Here is a 21,420-nt window from a genome sequence, read left to right as displayed (position 1 = left end):
CGGCGCGCCGCGCGCCGATGGGCAAAAGCCAATTATAGCGGGTTCCCGGCGCTCCCATTGGCGCGGCCGCCCCCCCTCTGTCACGCGTCCCGCGGGGGAAGGCCGGCCTTCGGCCGGCTCAGCGCCGGGCCGCCGCGCGCACGTACTCACGGATATTCGCGTCGTTGGCCTTCGTGTAAACCTTGCACGGCAACTTGAGGGAGGTGACGTCCGGAACCATGTTCGTGTCGCAAAGGAAGCGGTATTCGGAATCCTCGTGGCGGGCGCCGAGCAGGTGGCCCATCTCGTGGGCCAGGACGAGGCGGGGCCCCTGGTTGCTGATCATGGCCGCGCCAATGTTCTGAGCGGCTATCCCTACGGCGTTGTGGCCCCAGTTCTCCGCCGGGTCGCCCACGAGCAGTACGAACTTGTGCAGCGATGTCACGGCCTCGCCCGAGGCGGTTGCGAACTCTTTCCCGCGGCGCCGCACGTCCCACAGGCGCATGTTGGCCATGCCGGCGTGATAGTCCAGATCGGTAATCCCGGGAGCGTTCTCCACCACCCAGATGCGGACGGGGACGTCGGGCATCACGGCGGTTTCCATGTCGTCCAGCCACCAGTTCGCGTACCAGCTCAGGACTTTGGCGCGGTCGTACTCATGAGCCTCCCTGTGCAGGAACAACCAAACCGTCATGCCCGCTTCGGGATCCGCGTCCGGCGCCTTGGGGACCATCGAGCGGCGGGCAGTGAAGGGGGGCAGGGCTTCGGTGGGGGCTGTCTCGTAGTCGATCGGGCCCGAACCAGGCGGCGTGGCGGGCGTCTCCTCGTCGAGGGTGATGTCGAGTGCCTCGCCATGGCGCACGATCGCCCCCGGGCGGCCGTCGATCTCGGCCTTGAACATCGCCGCCGGCTTGCCGTTCAGCCGGATGTCGCTGCGGAATCGCCGGATCAGGGCGACGCTGTGCTCCTCCCCATTGGGGTCCGGTAGCACGAAACGGGTGGGCAGCGGGCCCCCGGCGCGGGCATCGAAAATCTCGAGACGGCGATCGAGGGCGGTCGCGGAGGCGCACGTGAAGATCGACCATGCGAGCAGCATGGTCCGGTGCAAGGTATTCAAGGGGGAATTCCTTTTCGTTGAGTTGCAGGGCGCTGCGGAGGGGGGAAGCCCTGGCCGGAAGCATAGCGAGGGCGCGACCGACGGCCGGTCAGGGATTTCGGCTTCAAGCTGTCGGCGCCAGCGGAACTTCGGAGCCGTCATCGGCGCGCCCCGTGACCGCAACCCCCCATAGGCGCTACACTTTCCGTCTTTCCCCCGCCCATCGCACGAGGTCGAGATGTTTCCCAAGGACGCAACGATCGCCGGCTACGACGACGAACTCGCCAAGGCCATCGCCGACGAGTCCCGTCGCCAGGAAGATCACGTCGAGCTGATCGCCTCGGAGAACTACGCCAGCCCGCGCGTCATGGAGGCCCAGGGCTCGTCGCTTACGAACAAGTACGCCGAGGGCTATCCGGGCAAGCGCTACTACGGCGGCTGTGAGTTCGTTGACGTAGCCGAGCGGCTGGCGATCTCGCGACTGAAGCAGCTGTTCGGCGCGGACTACGCCAACGTGCAGCCGCATTCGGGGTCGCAGGCGAACCAGGCGGTGTACTTCGCCCTGCTGCAGCCGGGCGACACCATTCTCGGCATGAGCCTGGCCCACGGCGGCCACCTCACGCACGGTGCGAAGGTGAACCTCTCCGGCAAGATCTTCAACGCCGTGCAGTACGGTATCGATCCCGACACCGGCGTCGTGAACTACGACGAGATCGAGAAGCTGGCGCTGGAGCACAAGCCGAAGATGATCGTGGCCGGTTTCTCGGCCTACTCGCAGGTGCTGGACTGGGCCCGCTTCCGCGCCATCGCCGACAAGGTCGGTGCCTATCTCTTCGTCGACATGGCCCACATCGCGGGTCTCGTCGCGGCGGGTGTCTACCCGAGCCCCATCGACCACGCCCATGTCGTCACGTCCACCACGCACAAGACCCTTCGCGGTCCGCGCGGCGGCATCATCGTCGCGAAGGGCCTTGGCGAGGAACTGGAAAAGAAGCTCCAGTCGATCGTGTTCCCCGGCATCCAGGGCGGCCCCCTGATGCACGTCATCGCCGCCAAGGCGGTGGCCTTCAAGGAAGCCCTGGAGCCCGCGTTCACCGACTACCAGAAGCAGGTGGTGAAGAACGCCAAGGCGATGGCGAAGACCTTCATCGAGCGCGGCTACAAGATCGTTTCGGGCGGCACGGAGAACCACCTCATGCTCATCGATCTGATCGGCCGCGACGTCACCGGCAAGGACGCGGAAGCCGCGCTCGGCAAGGCGCACATCACGGTGAACAAGAACGCCGTGCCGAACGATCCGCGTTCGCCGTTCGTCACGTCCGGCCTGCGCGTCGGCACGCCCGCCATCACCACGCGCGGTTACACGGAGAAGGAAACGGTGGAACTCACGCAATGGATCTGCGACGTGCTGGACGCGCCGGCCGACGAAGCGGTCATCGCGGCGGTGCGCGAAAAGGTCACGGCGCAGTGCGCGAAGTTCCCGGTCTACGGTTGAGGGCCGGCGTCTAGATGCATTGCCCGTTCTGCCAGCACGAAGACACACGCGTCATCGACTCCCGTCTCACCGAGGACGGGAGCACGGTGCGCCGTCGTCGCGAATGCCCGCAGTGCGGCGAGCGCTTCAACACCTTTGAAACGGCGGAGCTCAAGCTGCCGTCGATCGTGAAGTCCGGCGACCGCCGCGAGCCTTTCGACGAGCACAAGCTGCGCGTGAGCTTCGAGCGCGCGCTGCAGAAGCGCCCTGTGGCCAGCGACGCTGTGGACACGGCGGTCCGTGCCGTCATCAACGACCTGCGCCGCAGCGGCGAGCGCGAGGTCCCCTCACGCCAGGTCGGCGAACTGGTAATGCGCGAACTGAAGAAGCTCGACCAGGTGGCGTACGTGCGCTTCGCGTCCGTCTACCGTCGCTTCGAGGACGTGCACGCGTTCCGTGAGGAAATCGAGAAGCTGGAGCGCGACCTTCCCTCGCTGGAAGGCCTCCAATTGCCCCTGCTCGAGGCGGCAAGGCGCGGCCGCAAGTCCTGATGTCGCGACCGTTCTTCCCGGCCATCGACCATGTCCACATGGCGCACGCCCTGCGCCTTGCGGAGAAGGGCCTTTACACCACGCAGCCAAATCCGCGCGTGGGCTGCGTCATCGCGCGCGGCGAGACGGTGCTCGGCACGGGCTGGCACCAGCAGGCCGGCGAGCCGCATGCCGAAGTGTTCGCGCTGCGCGAGGCGGGGGAGTCGGCGCGCGGGGCGACCGCCTATGTCACGCTGGAACCCTGCGCCCACTTCGGCCGCACGCCACCCTGCGCCGACGCGTTGATCGCCGCTGGCGTCGGGCGCGTCGTCATCGCGCACGAGGATCCTTTCGACAAGGTGTCCGGTGCGGGCATCGAGAAGCTGCGTGCCGCTGGCATCGGCGTGCAACTGGGTTTGCTGCGCGATGCCGCGCACGACCTCAACGTCGGGTTCTTCAGCCGCATCCAGCGCGGCCGGCCGTGGGTGCGGGCGAAGCTGGCCATGAGTCTCGACGGCCGGACGGCGCTCGCCGATGGTTCATCGAAGTGGATCACGGGCGAAGCCGCGCGCGCCGACGTGCAGCGCTGGCGCGCACGCGCGTCGGCCATCCTGTCGGCGAGCGGAACGGTCCTCGCCGACGATCCGCGGCTCACCGTGCGGCTGCCGGAACACGAGCGCTTCGTGCCGCCCCTGCGTGCGATCGTCGACACCGCTCTGCGCACGCCCGCCGGCGCCCATGTGCTCGACGCCGCGGCACCCACCGTCTTCTTCCATGCCCCCGATGCGCCGGTTCCCGGCCATCTGGCGAACGCGACGCGCGCCGCCATCCGCCGCGAAGACGGCGGCGGCATCGATCTGCACGCCGTGCTGCACTGGTTGGCCCTGCACGACGTGAACGAAGTGCACGTCGAAGCCGGGCCGGTGCTCTGTGGCGCCCTGCTCGCGGCCGGGCTGGTCGACGAACTGCTGGTGTACATCGCGCCGGTGCTGCTGGGGGACAGCGCGCGCCCCATGTTGCACCTGCCGCCGCTGGACGACATGGCCTCGCGCTGGAAACTCCGCACCGTCGATCGCCGCCAGATCGGCGACGACACCCGTCTGCAACTGCGTCCGACCGCCCCCACGGCCACTCACGTCGCCCCTGCGAAGGCGGGGGCCCAGTGACTCCGCGGCCACGTGGCGCCAGAGGCGCTGGGTTCCTGCCTGCGCAGGAACGACGAGCGCAGGCGTCGAGCTGATCATGAAGCCGCTCGCCCATGTTCGCTGGGGCATTGTCGGCTGCGGCGCCGTCACCGAGGTGAAGAGCGGGCCGGCCTTCGCGAAGGTCGCCGACTCGTCGCTCGTCGCCGTGATGCGCCGCGACGGCGAAAAGGCAAGGGATTACGCGGCACGCCATGGCGTACCGCGCTGGTACGACGATGCCGCCGCGCTGATTGCCGACCCCGGTGTCGACGCCGTTTACGTCGCCACGCCACCCGCCAGCCATCGCGAGTACGCGCTCATGGCCATCGCCGCCGGCAAGCCCGTTTACGTCGAGAAGCCCATGGCCCTCGACCACGACGAATGCCGCGACATCGTCGCCGCGGCGGAGGCGGCGAATGTGCCGGTATTCGTGGCGTATTACCGGCGCATGCTGCCTCGCTTCCGCCGGATAGCGACGCTGCTTGCCGAGGGAGCCATCGGCACGCCGCGCATCGTGAGCGTGCTGCTGCACCATCCGTTGGAGGATCGCTATCGCGATCCCGCCAACCTTCCCTGGACAGTGCGTCCGGAGTTGTCGGGTGGCGGCATCTTCGTCGATATCGGATGCCACACCCTCGACATCCTCGATTTCCTGCTCGGTCCCATCGCCGATGCGCGCGGCATGGTGGCGAATCAGATGGGGGCCTATCCCGCCGAGGACACCGTGGCGATGGCCTTCCGTTTCGAAAGCGGCGTGCTCGGCACGGGCCTCTGGAACTTCGGCGCGGACCGGCGCGAGGATCGCGTGGAGATCATCGGCGACCGCGGCCGCCTCGTGTTCGCCACCTTCGGCGACGGCCCGATCGTGCTCGAAGCCGGCGAACGCCCCGAGAGCATTCGCATCGCCAACCCGGAACACATCCAGCAACCCCTGATCGAGACCATCGTGGCCGAATTGACGGGCAGGGGCACGTGTCCATCCACGGCCCGCACCGGCGCCCGCACGAGTTGGGTGATGGATCGGGTGTTGAAACGGGAACGACATCATGCGCCCGCGTAATGGGGGCGCACTTTGTGGGAGCCGCTTCAGCGGCGATCCCGCGGTAGCGGGCACGCCCGCCGCGATCAGCCATCGCCGCTGAAGCGGCTCCCACAAGAGCCTCCCATGCGGTCGTGGTATTCTGCCTTGGCCCGCTCCCCTCGGAGCGGCCCTTCCAAAGCGTCTTCAGGGCGGGGCGAAACTCCCCACCGGCGGTAGGTTTCTTTCGAGGAACGAGCCCGCGAGCGCTCCCGGCCACGCCGGGAGGTCAGCAGATCCGGTCCGATGCCGGAGCCGACGGTCACAGTCCGGATGAAAGAAGACGGCATTCGTTCGCTCCCGACGGGACGCGGCGATGCCATGCCTTGGGGCGTTTTTCGCTCACCATTGCGGGAAACGACCATGAACAACACATTCCGGACGGCACCGGGCCAGGGAGGCCACTGACATGTTCACCGGCATCATCCAGTCGGTCGGCCGCATCGCGCGGCTCGAACCGCGCGGCGGCGACGTTCGCCTCACCGTCGACACCGCCGGCCTGGACATGGCCGATGTGGCGCTCGGCGACAGCATCGCGGTCTCCGGCGTCTGCCTCACCGTGATCGCCTTCGACAGCGCCAGCTTCGCCGCCGACGTGTCCAACGAAACGCTTTCCCACACGACGCTCGGCAAGCACAAGCCCGGCGACCCGGTGAACCTGGAGAAGGCACTTCGCCTTGCCGACCGCCTGGGCGGTCACCTTGTCTCCGGCCACGTCGACGGCACCGGCAAGGTGGTTTCCGTCGTGCCCGACGGCCGCTCGCTGCGCTGGACCTTCGAGGTTCCGGCCGGCCTGTCGCGATACATCGCGCACAAGGGCTCCGTCTGCATCGACGGCACCAGCCTCACGGTGAACGAGGTGGACGGCCATCGCTTCGGGGTGAACCTTATCCCCCATACGGTGGAACACACGGCATTCTCGGCGCGCCGCCCCGGCGACGCCGTGAACATCGAGGTGGACGTCGTGGCCCGCTACGTCGAACGCCTGCTCGCCAGCGGCGACGCCCCGCGCCTCGACGAGGCGTTCCTGAAGCAGCACGGTTTCGCCTGAGAGGACGAGGCAACATGGCATTCAACACGATCCCCGAGATCCTCGAGGAGTTGCGCAACGGCCGGATGGTCGTGATTCTCGACGACGAGGACCGCGAGAACGAAGGCGACATCGTCATGGCCGCCGAGAAGGTGCGCCCGGAAGATGTGAACTTCATGGTTCGCGAAGCGCGCGGACTGCTCTGCCTCACGCTGACCGAACAGCGCACGCGGCAGCTCGGCCTCAAGCCGATGGTCAGCGACAACAATTCGCCCTTCCATACCAATTTCACGGTGTCCATCGAGGCCGCCGAAGGCGTCACCACCGGTATTTCCGCGCACGACCGCGCACGCACCGTGCAGGTGGCGGTGGCGAAGAACGCGGCGCCGGCCGATATCACGATGCCGGGCCATGTCTTCCCGCTCACGGCCCAGCCGGGTGGCGTGCTCACCCGCGCCGGACACACGGAAGCCGGCTGCGACCTCGCGGCGCTGGCCGGCCTCGAGCCCGCATCGGTACTCATCGAGATCCTGCACGACGACGGCTCGATGGCCCGCAGGCCGGAACTCGAAGCCTTCGCCGCGAAACACGGGCTGAAGATCGGCACCATCGCCGACCTGATCCGCTATCGCCTCGAGACGGAAAAGACCGTCGAACGCGTGTACGAGGAAGACGTCGACACCGAATTCGGGAGCTTTCGCCTGGTGGCCTTCCGCGACGCGATCCGGCAGGGCCTGCATTTCGCGCTGGTGCGCGGCGACGTCGCCAACGGCGAGCCCGTGCTGACGCGCGTGCACGTGCGCAATACGCTCTCCGATGTGCTGCACCTGAAGCGCGACGACCTCGGGCAGACCGTGACCGATGCCTTGCGCCGCATCGACGCGGAGGGAAGGGGCATCTTCGTGGCGCTCTCCGGCGGCGACACGCCCGAAGCGCTGCTGGCCCGGCTCAAGCGCGACGCAGCCCCGATACCGGCACCCAAGGACGACCAGGAGTGGCGGCAGTTGGGGCTCGGCGCGCAGATCCTGGCCGACCTGGGCGTCACCCGGTTGCGCGTGATGGGCACGCCGCGCAAATTTGTCGGCATCGCGGGCTTCGGCCTCGAGGTAGTGGAGCAGGCGAACTAGTCGATCGATGCCCATGAACGACAATCCCCCGAACACCGGCATGCCCACCGGCTACGACATCCGCCTGATCGCCCCGTCCGGATATCCTCACGCTCCCGAAGCCATGCAGCGCGGCATCGCGCGGCTGGAGGCGGCGGGACATCGCGTGGATGGCAAGGAAGTCCTCGACCGCCGCGTCCTCCGCTTCGCCGGCACCGACGAGCAGCGCGCGGCCGACATCAACGGGCTGGCCGATCCGGCGCGCCCCTTGCCGGGCATCGCGCTCGCCGTGCGTGGGGGATACGGCGCGCATCCGCTCCTGCCGTTGCTCGACTACGAGCGGCTGGGAACGCGTTTGCGCGACGGCACGGTGGCCCTCGTCGGACATAGCGATTTCACGGCCGTGCAGTGCGCCCTGTTCGCGAAAGCGGGCATCGTCACGTACGGTGGCCCCATGCTTGGCGCCGACTTCGGGGCGCAGGAACTCGACTCGCTGACCTGGGATCACTTCTGGCGCACGATGGCCAGCGAGGACGGCGAAGCGGCCTGGGCGACGGACACCGCGGCGGATCTCGCTCTCGACGGTCCGCTCTGGGGCGGCAACCTGGCCATGCTCGCCAGCCTCGTCGGATCGCCGTATTTCCCCCGCATCGAAGGCGGGCTGCTTTTCGTGGAAGACGTGGCCGAGTCGCCCTACCGCGTCGAACGCATGCTCTACCACCTCCTCCATGCCGGCGTGCTGGGCGCCCAGCACGCCCTTCTGGTCGGCGACTTCACCGGTTACCGCACGGCCGCCTACGACAACGGTTACGACCTGGACACGGCGCTGGACCGTATCGCCGCGGCTGCCGGCATCCCGGTGATCCGCGGTCTGCCGTTCGGACACGGGCCGGCCAAGTTCACCCTGCCGTTCGGCGTGCCGGCCCGCCTCGTGGTCGCCGGTGGGAAAGCCACCCTCCGTTTCAGCGGCCACCCCCGACCCAAAACCCCGTAAAATGTCCGGTCGCGCGGCGGCCGATCGCCACAGGACTTTCCGAGCATGAAGATCATCGAAGGCGATTTCGCCACTCCCAAGGGCCGCTTCGCCATCGTCGCGGGCCGTTTCAATGCGTTCGTCGTCGAGCCGCTGGTCGAGGGCGCCCGCGACACGCTGCGCCGCCACGGCGTCGCGGACGATGCGATCGACCTCATCCGGGTGCCCGGTGCCTGGGAAATCGCGCAGGCGGCCCACAAGGTCGCGGGTTCCGGCGCCTATGCCGCCGTCATCGGCCTGGGTGCGGTCATCCGTGGCTCCACGCCGCACTTCGATTACGTCGCCGGCGAAGCCGCCAAGGGCCTCGGTCAGGCCGCCTACGCGACCGGCGTGCCGGTGTGCTTCGGCGTGCTGACCACCGATAGCATCGAGCAGGCCATCGAGCGTGCGGGCACCAAGGCCGGCAACAAGGGTGCCGACGCCGCCATGGTCGCCATCGAGATGGTCAACCTCTACGCGAAGCTCGACCGATGAACACCCCTCCGCACGGCATCGATCTGGCCGCGCGCTCGCGCGCACGCCGCCGCGCCCTGCAGGCGCTGTACGCATGGCAGGTGGGCGGCAGCAAGATGGGCAGCGTCATCGAGCAGTTCCGCCACGAGCAGGACATGGAAGTGGCCGACCTCGAGTATTTCGAGGACATCCTGCGAGGCGTGGAGCAGCACGTGAAGGAACTCGACGACGGCATCAAGCCTTTCGTCGATCGCGAAGTGGGACAGATCGACCCCATCGAGCGCGCGGCCCTGCGCATGGGAGCGTACGAACTGAAATACCGTCCCGACGTTCCCTACCGCGTGGTGATCAACGAAGCCGTGGAAGCCACGAAGCGCTTCGGTGCCGACCACGGGCACAGCTATGTGAACGGCGTTCTCGACAAACTCGCGACGCATTGGCGTACAGCCGAGAAGCGATCCTGACGACAGCGCCACCCATGGCTCTCCGTTGAAGGGAAACGCATGGAATTCGATCTGATCGAACGGATCCGCCGGCATACCGAAGTGAATCGCGACGATGTCGTGGAAGGCATCGGCGACGATGCCGCCGTCGTCGCCGTACCGGCCGGCAGGGAGCTGGCGATCGCCGTGGACACGCTGGTGGAAGGCGTGCATTTCCCGGTGGGAACCGCACCCGCCGACATCGGCTGGAAGGCGCTGGCCGTCAATCTTTCCGATCTTGCCGCCATGGGCGCCACCCCTGCCTGGGCCCTGCTCGCGCTTACCACGCCCGATGGCGACGAAACCTTCTTCGACGGGCTCGCGCGCGGTTTCGCCGAGCTTGCCACGCCCTACCGCCTCGCATTGATCGGTGGCGACACCACGCGTGGCCCGCTCACGGTCACCGTGGCGGTGCACGGCTTCTGCGCACCGGGAGAAGCATTGCGCCGCTCCGGTGCAAGGGTGGGCGATGTGGTGATGGTCACGGGCACGCTCGGCGATGCCGCGGCGGGCCTCCGCTGCCTGGCCGAGTCGGACCCGTCGCTTTACGGTGCGCTGGTGGATCGGCTCAACCGGCCCACTCCGCGCGTTTCCGCCGGACAGGCGCTGCGCGGCATGGCCACCGCCTGCATCGACGTATCCGATGGCCTCGTCGCCGATCTTGGCCACATCTGTGCGGCTAGCGGTGTGGGTGCCGACATCGAGGCCGCCATGCTGCCGCGTTCGTCTGCCTTGCTCACGCATTTCTCGGAGGCCGATGCGCTCGACTTCGCGCTTGGCGGTGGCGACGACTACGAGCTTTGCTTCACCGTTCCCGCCGACCGCGCGGGCGAAGTGGGTGCCACGCTGTCGCGCCTTGGCTGTGGTGCCACGCGCATCGGCCGCATCGTTGAAGGCGCGGGCGTGCGCGTGCTCGACGAGCATGGCCATGTGCACGAGCCGGCGCGATCCGGTTGGAACCATTTCGCCGCATGAGCACGAAATACGTACTCGACCCCGCGGACCGTCGTCGCCTGCTCGCTTCGCCCGCCGGCTGGCTGGCATGCGGTTTCGGGTCCGGCCTGACGCCCAAGGCGCAGGGTACGTTCGGGTCGCTGGCGGCGTTGTTGCCCTGGCTTTTGCTGCGCGACCTGCCGCTGCTCGCATGGCTGGCCATCATCGTCGTGGGCTTCGCCATCGGTGTGTGGGCTTGCGAGGTGTCCGGCCGCATCCTCGGCGTTGCCGACCACCGCAGCATCGTATGGGACGAGTTCGTGGGCCAGTGGATCGCCTTGCTGCCGGCGCTGGTCGCCCCATGGTGGGCTGTCGTCGCCGGCTTCCTTCTGTTCCGCCTGTTCGATGTCTGGAAGCCCTGGCCGATCGGCTGGTTCGACCGTCGCGTCAAAGGCGGCTTCGGCGTCATGCTCGACGACGTGATCGCCGGCCTTTTCGCCGGAGCGGTGCTCTTCCTGATCCTCCACGCCTTCCTCGGGTGATTGCCATGGAATATCGTCGACTCGGCTCGACCGGCCTCAAGGTTTCCGCGCTCTCCTACGGTGCATGGGTCACCTTCGGGCGCCAGGTGGGTCGCTCCGCGGCGCGCGAGCTCATCGCTTGCGCCTACGACAACGGCATCAACTTCTTCGACAACGCCGAGACGTACAACGCCGGCGACGCGGAACGCCTGATGGGCGACGTCATCGCCGATCTGCGCCTACCGCGCGACGCCTACTGCGTGTCCAGCAAGGTGTATTTCGGCGCCAGCGAACATCCGCGTCCCACGCAGCGGGGTCTGTCGCGCAAGCATGTGTTCGACGCCTGCCACCAGGCGCTCGACCGCCTGCGCGTCGATTACCTCGACATGTACTTCTGCCACCGGCCCGACCCGGACACGCCGGTGGAAGAGACGGTGCTGGCGATGGACACCTTGGTCCGCCAGGGCAAGGTGATGTACTGGGGCACCAGCGAGTGGCCCGCGGAGGCTATCGAGGAAGCACATCGCATCGCACGCGAGCGCCATCTCGTCGCGCCGTCCATGGAACAACCGCAGTACAACCTTCTGCACCGCGACCGGGTCGAACGCGAATACGCTCCGCTGTACCAGCGTTACGGCATGGGCACGACGATCTGGTCGCCGCTGGCTTCCGGCCTGCTCACCGGCAAGTACAACGACGGCGTACCGGACGATTCGCGCCTGGGTCACCCCGACTACGCGTGGCTGCGCGAGGCACTGCTCGAAAACGACGGTGCGCGTCTGAAGAGCGTCCGGGCGTTGGCCCCGATCGCCACCGACCTGGGCATGCCGATGTCGCGCCTCGCGCTGGCCTGGTGCCTGAAGAATCCGAACGTCTCGACGGTGATCCTCGGTGCGAGCAAGCTCGCGCAGCTGGAGGAAAACCTGAAGGCGCTCGACGCGGTGCCGTCGCTCGACGGCGAAGCGATGCGCCGGATCGCGGAAGCGCTGGGCTGAGGCCGTCCTTTGTAAGACCCCTGTGGGAGCCGGCTATGCCGGCGATCCCGCGTTAGCGGGCAAGCTCGCCGCGGGCACCCATCGCCGCTGAAGCGGCTCCCACAGAGGCAGGGTCTCTCTAGGGCATCTCAGGGCGTCATACGTCCCCGTACAGCGCCTGCAATGCCGCGATCGCAGCGAGCCCCGCCGTTTCGGTACGGAGGATGCGCGGCCCGAGCTTCAATCCGGTAAACCCCGAGGAAGCCAACGCCGCGCGATCGCGCTCGCCGAAACCGCCTTCGGGGCCGATGGCAAGGATGGCGGCGTCGCGGAGTGCGAGTTCGCCCGGGCGCTTCGTGCCTTCGGGCAGCAGCGCGAGGCGCACCGGGCCGCCTTCGCCCAGCGACGCCAGCCACGTGGCAAGCGGTACGGCCGGGTCGATGCGTGGCACGAGCGCTCGGCCGGATTGCTCGCAGGCGCTCGCAGCCACCGCGCGCCAATGCGCCAGGCGCTTTTCCGCCCGCGGGGCGTCGAGCTTCACTTCGGACCGCTCCGTTGTGATCGGTACGATGCGTGCGACGCCCAGTTCGGTGGCCTTCTGCACGATCAGGTCCATCTTCTCCCCACGCGCCACGCCCTGGGCGAGGGTAAGCGACAGCGGCGACTCGTTGCCTGGCGCGCGGCCCGCGCCCACCGAGGCCACCACTTCCCGCTTGCCCACACTGATCAGCGTGGCGTCGTATTCCAGCCCGTCGTCGCCGGAGAACAGCACCACGGGCGCGCCGACCTCGAGCCGCAGCACGCGCGCCACATGTTCGCCCGCCTGGGCCGGCAGCACGATGTCGCTGCCGCTGGCGAGGGGAGCGTCGACGTGGATGCGGATGCTGCGCATGGATGTGCCTCGTGTCACTTAAAGTCGCATTGTAGCCGGGGGCAGGGACCGCTATCGTCGTCGGACCGAGCGCAGGAGCCCCGTGCATGCCGATCGTCTGGTACTTCGATTTCGTTTCGATGTTTTCGTGGCTGCAATGGCCCGCCGTTCGCGAACTGGCCGCGCAGCGCGAGGTATCGCTCCGACCCATCCTCTTCGGGGCGTTGCTGACGGAGATGAATCATCGTGGGCCGGCCGAGATCCCGCGGAAGCGGGAATTCTCGTATCGCTACGCGCTGTGGCGCGCTCGCAGGCAGGGCATGCCGCTGCGTTTCCCCGCCGCGCACCCGTTCAACCCGTTGCCCGCGCTGCGTCTCTGCGTGGCGGCGGGCACCACGGTGGATGCCGTGGGTGCGATCTTCGAATGGATCTGGGCGCACGGCCGCGCCGCCGATACGCCGGAGGCCCTGGAGCCGCTGGCCGCCGCGCTCGGCATTGCCGACGTCCGCTCCGCGCTCGGTACACCGGAGGTGAAGGCCGGGCTGCAGGCCAACTTCGAACAGGCGGTGCGCCAGCAGGTGTTCGGCGTGCCGACCCTCGCGATCGGCGACGAACTGTTCTGGGGCGCCGACGCGCATGCGTTCGCCATGGATTACCTGGCCGATCCTGGCCTGTTCGCAGACGGCGAGATGGCCCGGCTGGGCGATCTGCCCGTGGGCATCTCGCGTTTCCGGTCCTAGGCGACGGCCTTTGCGATACCGGCGATGGCGGTGTCGACCATGAAGTCGATCTCCGCCTCCGTCACCACGTAGGGCGGCATGAAATACACGATGTTGCCCAGCGGCCGCAGCAGTGCGCCATGTTCGAGCCCATGTCGATAGACCCGCAGGCCGCGGCGGTCGGTGGCGGGGAAGGGCGCGCGACTGGACTTGTCGGCCACCAGTTCGATGGCGGCGATCATCCCGGTCTGGCGCACGTCGGCGACATGCGGATGATCCACGAGCGGCGCGATCCGTGCGGCCATATGGGCCGCCAGCGCGCGGTTGCGCTCGAGCACGGGGTCGTCGCGGAAGATCTTCAGCGTCGCGGTGGCCGCGCGGCAGGCGAGAGGGTTGCCGGTGTAGCTGTGCGAGTGGAGAAACGCCTTGCCGGAGGCGTATTCGGCATAGAACGCGGCATAGACGTCCTGCGTGGTGAGCACGGCCGAAAGCGGGAGGAAGCCGCCGGTCAGTCCTTTGGACAGACACATGAAGTCCGGCGCGATGCCTGCCTGCTCGCAGGCGAACAGCGTGCCGGTGCGGCCGAAGCCCACAGCGATCTCGTCGGCGATGAGGTGTACCTCGAACTCGTCGCACAGCGCGCGCAGGCCCGTGAGGTACGAGGGGTGGTACATGCGCATGCCCCCGGCGCACTGCACCAGCGGCTCCACGATCACGGCGCAGGTTTCGTGCGCGTGCCGCTCGAGGATGCCGCGCATCTCGACGAGCCGGCGCGCCGCAAGATCCTGCGGCGATTCGCCGGGCTCGCCCTCGTACGTGTCGGGGGACGGCGCGAGCTCGGGCGTGAGCAGCAGGGGCGCATAGGTCTTGCGATAGAGCGCCACGTCGCTGACCGAGAGCGCGCCCAGTGTTTCGCCGTGGTAGCTGCCGGTGAGGGCGATGAAGCGGGTTTTCTCGCCGTGGCCCCGGTTGAGCCAGTAGTGGAAGCTCATCTTCAGCGCCACCTCGATGGCCGCGGACCCGTTGTCGGCGAGGAACACCCGCTCGAGACCGGCCGGCGTGATCCGGACCAGTTCTTCCGCCAGTTCGAGGGCCGGGGCATGGGTGAACCCGGCGAAGATGACGTGTTCGAGCGTGTCGAGCTGGTCTTTCAGGGCCGCCCCGATGCGGGGTTCCGCGTGGCCGAAGAGGTTGGTCCACCAGGAGCTGACGGCGTCGAGGTAACGCCTGCCGTCGGCCCCCACCAGCCATGCCCCTTCGCCGCGGACGACGGGTACCATGGGCAGGGTCTCGTGGTCGTGCATCTGCGTGCACGGGTGCCAGAGAACGGAGAGGTCGCGGGCGACCAGCGTGTCGACTGCCGTCGAGGCAAAAAGGGCATCGGTCATCCGCCCATGATAATCCCCCCCAGGAACGAGGTGATGGCTTGAAGTGGTTCCGTTGGATCGTCCTGGCCGTGGCCTTGCTGGCCGTTGCGGGCGGCTTGTTCTACTGGTTCCTTCCTGCGTCCGTGGCCGTGCCGCTGCTGGCCCGGCGCGCGCATGGGCTGGGCTTCGAGGGGTTGTCCGGAACGCTGTGGAACGGCCGCGCCGACCGAGTGTTGCTGGCCGACGGTCGCGAACTCGGCGCCGCCACGTGGCGGCTGGGCCGGCAGGCGATCCTTGGCCGGACCGACCTGGACATGCACCTCGAAGGCCGTGCCGGGCGTTTCGACGGCCACATGGACAAGAGCGAGGCCGACCGCGTGACCCTGACGGGTGTGTCGTTCCGTCTCGACGCCGCGGCCCTTGCCGGCATGGGGTCCACCGACGACCTCGTGCCTTCGGGCGTCGTGGAAGGGCGCATCCCGCACGCGGAATTGCAAGGCAACTGGCCCATGACTCTGGAAGCGGCCATCGTCTGGAAGAAGGCCGCCCTGCGCACGCCCGAGGGCTACATTTCTCTTGGCGGCCTCCTTCTGGACGCCGCCAGTACGGGGGGCGTGCTGCGCGCCACCTTGCGTGACGATGGCGAGGGATCCCTCGCGGCGAACGCCGTGCTCGCCGCCTCGCCGCTCGGCTGGCGCATCGACGGGAAGCTTGCGCCTCGCCTTTCCGACAGCGCCGTGTCGCACCTCATCGCACGTTTCGGCCCCGTCGGCCGCGACGGCTCCGTCAACCTGCAACGAAAGGTGGGGCTCGCGCCCCGGACAGGACCATGACCGATATCCTCGACAAGGCGCTGGGCGCCGCGCGCGACGCCGCGGGCGCGGCGGCGGAGATCATCCTGCATTACTGGCGCGCGGGCGTGGATGTGATCGTGAAAGGCGACGACACGCCGGTGACCGTGGCGGACCGCGAAGCGGAACTGGCAATTCGCGGCATCCTCGCGCAGGCGCTGCCGGCAGCGGGCATCTACGGCGAGGAATACGGCGCCGACGACACGTCGCGCGAATACCTCTGGCTGGTGGATCCGTTGGACGGCACCAAGAGCTTCGTGCGGCGCACGCCTTTCTTCTCCACGCAGATCGCGCTCATGCATCGCGGCGAACTCGTGCTCGGCGTTTCATCCGCGCCCGTGTACGGCGAAAGGATGTGGGCCGTCCGTGGTCGCGGCGCGTTCCTCGACGGCGAACCCGTGCGCATCGCGGACACCACGGCGATGCGCGATGCGTCCATCTCCACGGGCAATGTGAAGAGCCTTACGACGGATGGACGCTGGGATGCGCTCGGCGGCATGATCCGCGACAGCAACCGCATACGCGGCTACGGCGACTTCTGTCATTACCACCTGCTGGCGCGGGGCGGCATCGACCTCGTGGTCGAGTCGGACGTGAATATCCTGGACGTGGCCGCGCTCGCGGTCATCGTGCGCGAGGCGGGCGGCGTGTTCACGGATCTGGACGGCCGGGAGCCCGGTCTGGACTTGCGCAGCGTGCTGGCCGGCACCCCCGCCATTCACGCCGAGGCGCTGGCCCGGCTGGCCCCTGGCGCTACAATCGGGCGATGAACAAACGTCCCACGATCCTCGCGACGCGCGATGCGCCCGACAGCCCCCTCCGCCGCGCGGAGGAAGTGGACCTCGAATTCTCGAACGGCGAACGGCGCACCTACCAGCGCCTGAAGGGCAGCGGCTTCGGTGCCGTGCTCATCGTGGCCATGCGCGATCCGGACACCGTGCTTCTCGTGCGGGAATACGGCGTAGGCGTCGATCGCTATGAGCTGGGCGTGCCCAAGGGGCGCCTCGACCGCGACGAAACGACGGAGCAGGGCGCGAACCGCGAACTGAAGGAAGAGGTGGGATACGGCGCCCGCAAGCTGAAGATCCTCGGCACGCTGTCGCTCTCGCCGTCGTATATGACCCATCTTGCGCACGTGGTGCTGGCCGAGGATCTCTATCCGGAACGCCTCGAGGGCGACGAACCCGAGGAACTGGAAGTGGTGCCCTGGCGCATGGACATGCTGCACGAACTGCTGGCCCGCGACGACGTCACCGAGGGGCGTTCGATCGCAGCGCTCTTCATGGCCCGCGAGTACCTCGCCGGCCGTTACCAGCCGGCGTGACGATGTCGCCCGTGCACTTGCTCGACCCCGTCTGCGCCATCGCGCGGCGCGCGGCCGACGCCATCCTGGCGATCTACGCGCGGGATTTCGAAGTGGTCTGCAAGGACGACGACTCCCCGGTCACCGCGGCGGACCTCGCGGCCGAACGCGTGATCCAGGAGGGCCTGCACGCGCTGGCGCCGGGCATTCCCGTGATCTCGGAGGAAGCCGCAGCCGCACCGTGGTCCGAAAGACGCACCTGGCGCCGCTACTGGCTGGTCGACCCGCTGGACGGCACGCGCGAATTCGTGAAGCGTAACGGCGAGTTCACGGTGAACATCTCGCTGGTGGAGGATCACCGCAGCGTGCTGGGCGTCGTGCTGGCGCCGGTCACCGGCGACCTCTACGCGGCCGCCGCCGGGGCGGGCGCGTGGCGGCAACGGGCGCCGGAGGCCGCGCGCGAGCGCCTCTCCACGCGCCGCGCCAATGGCCTGCTGATGGTCACGGGCAGCCGTTCCCACGGCACGGGGCGCAGCATGGCCTTGCTCGATCGGCTGGGCGAGCACGAAACATTCGCCCTGGGCTCGTCGCTCAAGTTCTGTGTCATTGCTCGTGGCGACGCCGATATCTACCTTCGCCTCGGCGCCACGTCGGAGTGGGATACGGCAGCGGCGCAATGTGTACTGGAAGAGGCCGGCGGCGCCGTACTCGACCTTGCCGGCCGCCCGTTCCGTTACAACACGCGCGATTCGCTCATCAATCCCGAATTCATCGCCTGCGGCGATCCCGGCATCGACTGGGCCGCGCGGCTCATCGATCCCGAGGAAAACGCATGACGCGGCACGTGGAGGAGCTGATAGCCATCATGGCCCGGCTCCGCGATCCGGAAAACGGATGCCCGTGGGATGTGAGGCAGAACTTCGCCACCATCGCGCCCTATACGATCGAGGAAGCCTACGAGGTCGCCGACGCCATCGATCGCGGGGACATGCACGACCTTCGCGACGAGTTGGGCGATCTGCTCCTGCAGGTGGTGTTCCATGCGAGCATGGCCGAAGAAGCCGGGCACTTCGCGTTCGGCGATGTGGTGGCCTCCATCTGCGACAAGATGCTGCGCCGGCATCCTCATGTGTTCGCGGATGCCACGCACGCCAACGATGCGGAACGATCGCGCGACTGGGACCGCCTGAAGGCGGACGAACGCGCTGCGAAAGGCTCGGCCGACGACAGCGCGCTCGCGGGTATCTCGCGCGGCCTGCCCGAATGGCAGCGGGCGGTGAAGCTGCAGAAGCGCGCCGCGAACGTCGGATTCGACTGGCCCGACCACCGGCCGGTGCTGGACAAGCTGGCCGAAGAGCTCGAGGAAGTGCGACACGAGTTCGAACACGGTGCCGACGAGGAACGCCTGGCCGACGAGATCGGTGACGTGCTTTTCGTTGCCGCTAACCTGGCGCGGCATGCGAAGGTCGACGTGTCGCGCGCGCTGCGCGGCGCGAACGCGAAATTCGAGCGGCGCTTTCGCGCCATGGAAGCGATAGCGGCCAGTGAAGGACGCGACCTGTCATCGTATCCGCTGGAAGAACAGGAAGCGCTCTGGACGCGCGTTAAGCGCGACGGCGCCTGATCGCCTCAAAGCGCGTAAGCGCTTGATGTGGGAGCCGCTTCAGCGGCGATGGGTGCTTGCGACAAACTTGCCCGCTGCCGCGGGATCGCCGGCAAAGCCGGCTCCACATAAGATTGCTGCCAGTTCACAGCTTAAAAGGGCGGGGCCTTACGGCCCCGCCCGGTTCATCAGCTCTTCGTCGCCGCGCGCTGCTGCATCCGCTGCTTGAAGGCTTCCATTTCCTGGTGGCGCTTCTGGTCCTGGGCCAGGCTCTCGTCGAGACTCTTGCGCATGGTGGCGATGGCGGCGTCGACGTTCTGCGGCTGCATCTGCGCACGTGCGAGGTGGCGATACGCGTAGTCGCGCACCATCGGGTTCTGCGACTTGGCCAGCACGTCGTTGTACAGCGCCGGCAGTTCCTTCGCACGGCCGCTCATCACGTAGAGGCGCTCGAGTGAGCGAAGGTCGCCGATCACGCCGGCGTCCTTGCGCATGCCGCCGCGGCCATGGTGGCCCCAGTTGCCATGCTCACCGCGTTCGCCGCGGTTCCACTTCATGCCCTGGTGGTCCGGGCTCTGAGCGGACTGGGCCGGCGCGGCGGGGGCCTTGGGCGCGGCATCCTGCGCGAACGCGAAGGCGGCCGAGCCGGCAAGGAGGAGGGAGGCGGCACTGGCGACGAGGGTCTTGCGTTGCATAGGGTAGGCTCCGGTTGGGTGTTGCAGGGGGAAAAACGTGCTGCCGCCGGACCGGTTGACGGGTCCGTTGCCGTGCGGTCAGCTTCGCGTGAAGGCGCCGCTGCAACCTTTTGCCCCCGGCGCGCATCCATGGCCGGTCTACCGCCGACTCACGAAGGGACATCCCATGCGCAAACTGATCCTCGCCTCGCTGCTCCTGCTGCCCGCCGCGGCCATGGCCGACGACGCCCAATGCAAATTCCATGCGGACCGCAACCTCGACCTCGACTTCAAGGGCGTGCGCGACATCCGCTTCGTCACGAATTCGTACGACCTGCTCGTTACCGGCGGCGCTTCCGCCGGCAAGGGCACGGTGCGCGGCAAGGCTTGCGCGTCCGACCAGGAGACCCTCGACAACCTCGTGGTTACCCAGACGCGCGTGGGCGACACCCTCCTCGTGGAGCTGAAGGACGCGCGCTCGCATGGCTTCTTCGGCGGGTGGGGCAACCGTTACGCCGACCTGAAGGTGGAGGCGAACATTCCCTCCGACATTCCGGTGAAGCTCAGCGTGGGCTCCGGCGACGCCAAGGCACGCAACCTCGCCTCGCTCGACGCCCAGGTCGGCTCGGGCGATCTGGAAGCGCGCAACATCAAGGGCAAGGTGCGCGGCACGGTCGGGTCCGGCGACCTGAAGCTGGAAGACACCGGCGAGGTGGACATCGATTCCATCGGTTCCGGCGACTTCGGCGCGAAGCGTGCCGCCGGGGTGCGCATCGGCACCGTCGGCTCGGGCGACGCCAAGATCGAAGGCGCCCAGGGCAATGTGCAGGTGGGCACCATCGGGTCCGGCGACCTCGACGTCAGCGACGTTCATGGCGACCTGACCGTGCGCTCGATCGGCAGCGGCGACATCGATCATCGCGGCGTCACCGGCAAGGTGGACATCCCGCGCGACAAGAACTGACATCACGCCAAGAGGGCGGTCCGTACCGGTATGATCCCGCCTTCGCCGGCGGGATTTCCTTGATGACGTGGTTGCCCGACTTGCTGCGCCAATTGCGCCGCGACATGCTTTTCCTCGTGCTGCTCGTGGTGGCGATCGCCTTCGCGGCCGCCAATCCGTCACGCCTGCCGCAGTGGCCCGGGCTGGTCGACTGGCCCACCATCGCCGCGCTCGCGGGCTTGCTCCTGCTCACCAAGGCCGTGGAGTCCAGCGGCGCACTCGACGTGGCGGGGCGCTGGCTCATAGACCGCACCGCCACGCGACGTGTGGCGGCACTCGGCCTGGTGGCCGCGGCCGCCGTGCTTTCGATGCTACTCACCAACGACGTGGCGTTGTTCGTGGTGGTGCCGCTGACCCTGCGCATGTGCCGCATCGCACGCATGCCGGCGACGCGCATCGTGGTGTTCGAGGCGCTGGCGGTCAACGCCGGGTCCATGCTCACGCCGATCGGCAACCCGCAGAACCTGTTCCTCTGGCAGCAGTGGAACAACGGTTTTGGCGGCTTCGTGTGGGCCATGCTGCCGCTGTCGGGCGCTGCCCTGGTGCTGCTTCTCGTGGTGGCGGCCCTGGCTTTCCCTGCCGACACGCTGGAGGTACACGAGCAGGCCGACGAGCGCGTGGATCGCACGATGCTCGTCGTCGCCGCAGTGCTCTACATCCCGTTCATCCTCGCCGCCGATCTAGGCCATGCGGCGTGGGGGCTGCTCGGGGTGGCCCTGATCTTTCTGGCGTTCCGCCGCCGCGTGGTGGCACGCATCGACTATGGGCTGCTGCTCACCTTCGTACTGATGTTCGTTGACCTGCGTCTCCTGGCAGGCACCGGCACGGTGAAGGGATTCATCGGCGGACTGGGCCTGAACGAGCCGACGCACCTGTACGCCACCGGCGCGCTCGCGTCGCAGGCGGTGAGCAACGTGCCTGCGGCGATCCTCCTCGCGGAGTACTCGCACGACTGGCGCACCATCGCCTATGGCGTGAATGTGGGTGGGTTCGGGTTCGTGCTGGGTTCGCTCGCCAACCTCATTGCGTTGCGGCTGCTGGGCGAGCGCAAGGCGTGGGGCACGTTCCACCTGTGGTCCATACCGTTCTTCGCGGCGGTTGGCCTGATCGGCTGGTTGCTGCTCTGAACGACGGCACTCCAGGCGTGGCGGCCGTT

General features: G+C 68.0%; 24 protein-coding genes and 1 riboswitch. Of the genes, 20 read left to right on the top strand and 4 right to left on the bottom strand.

Translation table 11 applies throughout. The annotated features are described in order from the left end of the window. Positions 1–118: 118 nt before the first annotated feature. Positions 119–1,096, bottom strand: a complete 978-nt coding sequence (locus HBF26_RS11335; RefSeq protein ID WP_167126118.1) for a hypothetical protein — start codon at positions 1,094–1,096, stop codon at positions 119–121. A 217-nt stretch (positions 1,097–1,313) separates the two neighbouring features. On the opposite strand from HBF26_RS11335, the gene glyA reads away from it, so the two are divergent. From glyA to HBF26_RS11275, 12 genes are all read left to right on the top strand, one after another. Continuing rightward, positions 1,314–2,570 carry a serine hydroxymethyltransferase gene (glyA, locus tag HBF26_RS11330; protein ID WP_167126115.1) on the top strand — a complete coding sequence of 419 codons (1,257 nt, stop codon included), beginning with the start codon at positions 1,314–1,316 and terminating at the stop codon, positions 2,568–2,570. 14 nt (positions 2,571–2,584) lie between these two features. Next, complete coding sequence (nrdR, locus tag HBF26_RS11325) at positions 2,585–3,100, top strand: transcriptional regulator NrdR (RefSeq protein WP_167126112.1); 516 nt, start codon at positions 2,585–2,587, stop codon at positions 3,098–3,100. A gap of 38 nt (positions 3,101–3,138) precedes the next feature. After that, positions 3,139–4,245 (top strand): bifunctional diaminohydroxyphosphoribosylaminopyrimidine deaminase/5-amino-6-(5-phosphoribosylamino)uracil reductase RibD, encoded by a 1,107-nt coding sequence (ribD, locus tag HBF26_RS11320; RefSeq protein WP_167126558.1) that lies wholly within the window; start codon positions 3,139–3,141, stop codon positions 4,243–4,245. Positions 4,246–4,321: 76 nt separating this feature from the next. Continuing rightward, complete coding sequence (locus HBF26_RS11315; RefSeq protein WP_167126109.1) at positions 4,322–5,323, top strand: Gfo/Idh/MocA family protein; 1,002 nt, start codon at positions 4,322–4,324, stop codon at positions 5,321–5,323. Positions 5,324–5,480: 157 nt separating this feature from the next. Next, positions 5,481–5,630: riboswitch (FMN riboswitch) on the top strand. Between the two features lie 120 nt (positions 5,631–5,750). After that, on the top strand, positions 5,751–6,392 hold the full coding sequence (locus tag HBF26_RS11310; RefSeq protein WP_167126106.1) for a riboflavin synthase: 642 nt from the start codon (positions 5,751–5,753) through the stop codon (positions 6,390–6,392). Between the two features lie 14 nt (positions 6,393–6,406). Beyond that, positions 6,407–7,498 carry a 3,4-dihydroxy-2-butanone-4-phosphate synthase gene (ribB, locus tag HBF26_RS11305; protein WP_167126103.1) on the top strand — a complete coding sequence of 364 codons (1,092 nt, stop codon included), beginning with the start codon at positions 6,407–6,409 and terminating at the stop codon, positions 7,496–7,498. Positions 7,499–7,511: 13 nt separating this feature from the next. Beyond that, a complete protein-coding gene (gene ldcA, locus HBF26_RS11300; protein WP_240151300.1) occupies positions 7,512–8,471 on the top strand; it encodes a muramoyltetrapeptide carboxypeptidase in 960 nt (319 codons plus the stop codon). A gap of 45 nt (positions 8,472–8,516) precedes the next feature. Beyond that, on the top strand, positions 8,517–8,984 hold the full coding sequence (gene ribH / locus HBF26_RS11295; RefSeq protein WP_167126100.1) for a 6,7-dimethyl-8-ribityllumazine synthase: 468 nt from the start codon (positions 8,517–8,519) through the stop codon (positions 8,982–8,984). Then, entirely contained in the window at positions 8,981–9,427 is a 447-nt protein-coding gene (gene nusB, locus HBF26_RS11290; protein ID WP_167126097.1) for a transcription antitermination factor NusB, read from the top strand. The genes ribH and nusB overlap by 4 nt, the downstream gene beginning before the upstream one ends. 39 nt (positions 9,428–9,466) lie before the next feature. Then, a complete protein-coding gene (gene thiL, locus HBF26_RS11285; RefSeq protein ID WP_167126094.1) occupies positions 9,467–10,420 on the top strand; it encodes a thiamine-phosphate kinase in 954 nt (317 codons plus the stop codon). After that, on the top strand, positions 10,417–10,920 hold the full coding sequence (locus HBF26_RS11280; protein WP_167126091.1) for a phosphatidylglycerophosphatase A family protein: 504 nt from the start codon (positions 10,417–10,419) through the stop codon (positions 10,918–10,920). The genes thiL and HBF26_RS11280 overlap by 4 nt, the downstream gene beginning before the upstream one ends. Positions 10,921–10,925: 5 nt before the next feature. Continuing rightward, positions 10,926–11,894 carry a potassium channel beta subunit family protein gene (locus tag HBF26_RS11275; RefSeq protein ID WP_167126088.1) on the top strand — a complete coding sequence of 323 codons (969 nt, stop codon included), beginning with the start codon at positions 10,926–10,928 and terminating at the stop codon, positions 11,892–11,894. A gap of 136 nt (positions 11,895–12,030) precedes the next feature. Here the strand turns inward: HBF26_RS11275 and HBF26_RS11270 are convergent, their stop codons facing one another. After that, positions 12,031–12,765 carry a 16S rRNA (uracil(1498)-N(3))-methyltransferase gene (locus HBF26_RS11270; protein ID WP_167126087.1) on the bottom strand — a complete coding sequence of 245 codons (735 nt, stop codon included), beginning with the start codon at positions 12,763–12,765 and terminating at the stop codon, positions 12,031–12,033. An 86-nt stretch (positions 12,766–12,851) separates the two neighbouring features. Between HBF26_RS11270 and HBF26_RS11265 the strand changes: the two genes are divergently transcribed. Continuing rightward, the gene (locus tag HBF26_RS11265; RefSeq protein WP_167126086.1) at positions 12,852–13,484 is read left to right on the top strand and encodes a 2-hydroxychromene-2-carboxylate isomerase; all 633 of its coding nucleotides are present in this window, start codon (positions 12,852–12,854) and stop codon (positions 13,482–13,484) included. Here the strand turns inward: HBF26_RS11265 and HBF26_RS11260 are convergent. After that, positions 13,481–14,851, bottom strand: a complete 1,371-nt coding sequence (locus tag HBF26_RS11260; RefSeq protein ID WP_167126083.1) for an adenosylmethionine--8-amino-7-oxononanoate transaminase — start codon at positions 14,849–14,851, stop codon at positions 13,481–13,483. The genes HBF26_RS11265 and HBF26_RS11260 overlap by 4 nt on opposite strands. Positions 14,852–14,889: 38 nt before the next feature. On the opposite strand from HBF26_RS11260, the gene gspN reads away from it, so the two are divergent. From gspN to mazG, 5 genes are read left to right on the top strand one after another with little or no spacing between them, the layout of a single operon-like run. Then, a complete protein-coding gene (gene gspN, locus HBF26_RS11255; RefSeq protein WP_167126080.1) occupies positions 14,890–15,663 on the top strand; it encodes a type II secretion system protein N in 774 nt (257 codons plus the stop codon). Then, the gene (locus tag HBF26_RS11250) at positions 15,660–16,451 is read left to right on the top strand and encodes an inositol monophosphatase family protein (RefSeq protein ID WP_167126077.1); all 792 of its coding nucleotides are present in this window, start codon (positions 15,660–15,662) and stop codon (positions 16,449–16,451) included. The genes gspN and HBF26_RS11250 overlap by 4 nt, the downstream gene beginning before the upstream one ends. After that, on the top strand, positions 16,448–17,005 hold the full coding sequence (gene nudE / locus HBF26_RS11245) for an ADP compounds hydrolase NudE (protein ID WP_167126074.1): 558 nt from the start codon (positions 16,448–16,450) through the stop codon (positions 17,003–17,005). The genes HBF26_RS11250 and nudE overlap by 4 nt, the downstream gene beginning before the upstream one ends. A gap of 2 nt (positions 17,006–17,007) precedes the next feature. Further along, on the top strand, positions 17,008–17,820 hold the full coding sequence (gene cysQ, locus HBF26_RS11240) for a 3'(2'),5'-bisphosphate nucleotidase CysQ (protein ID WP_167126071.1): 813 nt from the start codon (positions 17,008–17,010) through the stop codon (positions 17,818–17,820). After that, complete coding sequence (gene mazG, locus HBF26_RS11235; RefSeq protein ID WP_167126068.1) at positions 17,817–18,608, top strand: nucleoside triphosphate pyrophosphohydrolase; 792 nt, start codon at positions 17,817–17,819, stop codon at positions 18,606–18,608. The genes cysQ and mazG overlap by 4 nt, the downstream gene beginning before the upstream one ends. Positions 18,609–18,775: 167 nt before the next feature. Here mazG and HBF26_RS11230 read toward each other — a convergent pair whose 3' ends face one another. Further along, positions 18,776–19,282, bottom strand: a complete 507-nt coding sequence (locus HBF26_RS11230) for a hypothetical protein (protein WP_167126065.1) — start codon at positions 19,280–19,282, stop codon at positions 18,776–18,778. 166 nt (positions 19,283–19,448) lie between these two features. Here HBF26_RS11230 and HBF26_RS11225 point away from each other — a divergent pair, with 166 nt between their 5' ends. Continuing rightward, the gene (locus tag HBF26_RS11225; protein WP_167126062.1) at positions 19,449–20,225 is read left to right on the top strand and encodes a DUF4097 family beta strand repeat-containing protein; all 777 of its coding nucleotides are present in this window, start codon (positions 19,449–19,451) and stop codon (positions 20,223–20,225) included. Between the two features lie 62 nt (positions 20,226–20,287). Beyond that, positions 20,288–21,391 carry an SLC13 family permease gene (locus HBF26_RS11220; protein ID WP_167126059.1) on the top strand — a complete coding sequence of 368 codons (1,104 nt, stop codon included), beginning with the start codon at positions 20,288–20,290 and terminating at the stop codon, positions 21,389–21,391. Positions 21,392–21,420 lie beyond the last annotated feature (29 nt).

The organism is Luteibacter jiangsuensis (assembly GCF_011742555.1).
Classification (GTDB): Bacteria; Pseudomonadota; Gammaproteobacteria; order Xanthomonadales; family Rhodanobacteraceae; genus Luteibacter; species Luteibacter jiangsuensis.
Note: the sequence above shows the minus strand (reverse complement) of the source record. Positions and strands in the feature narration are given on the sequence as shown.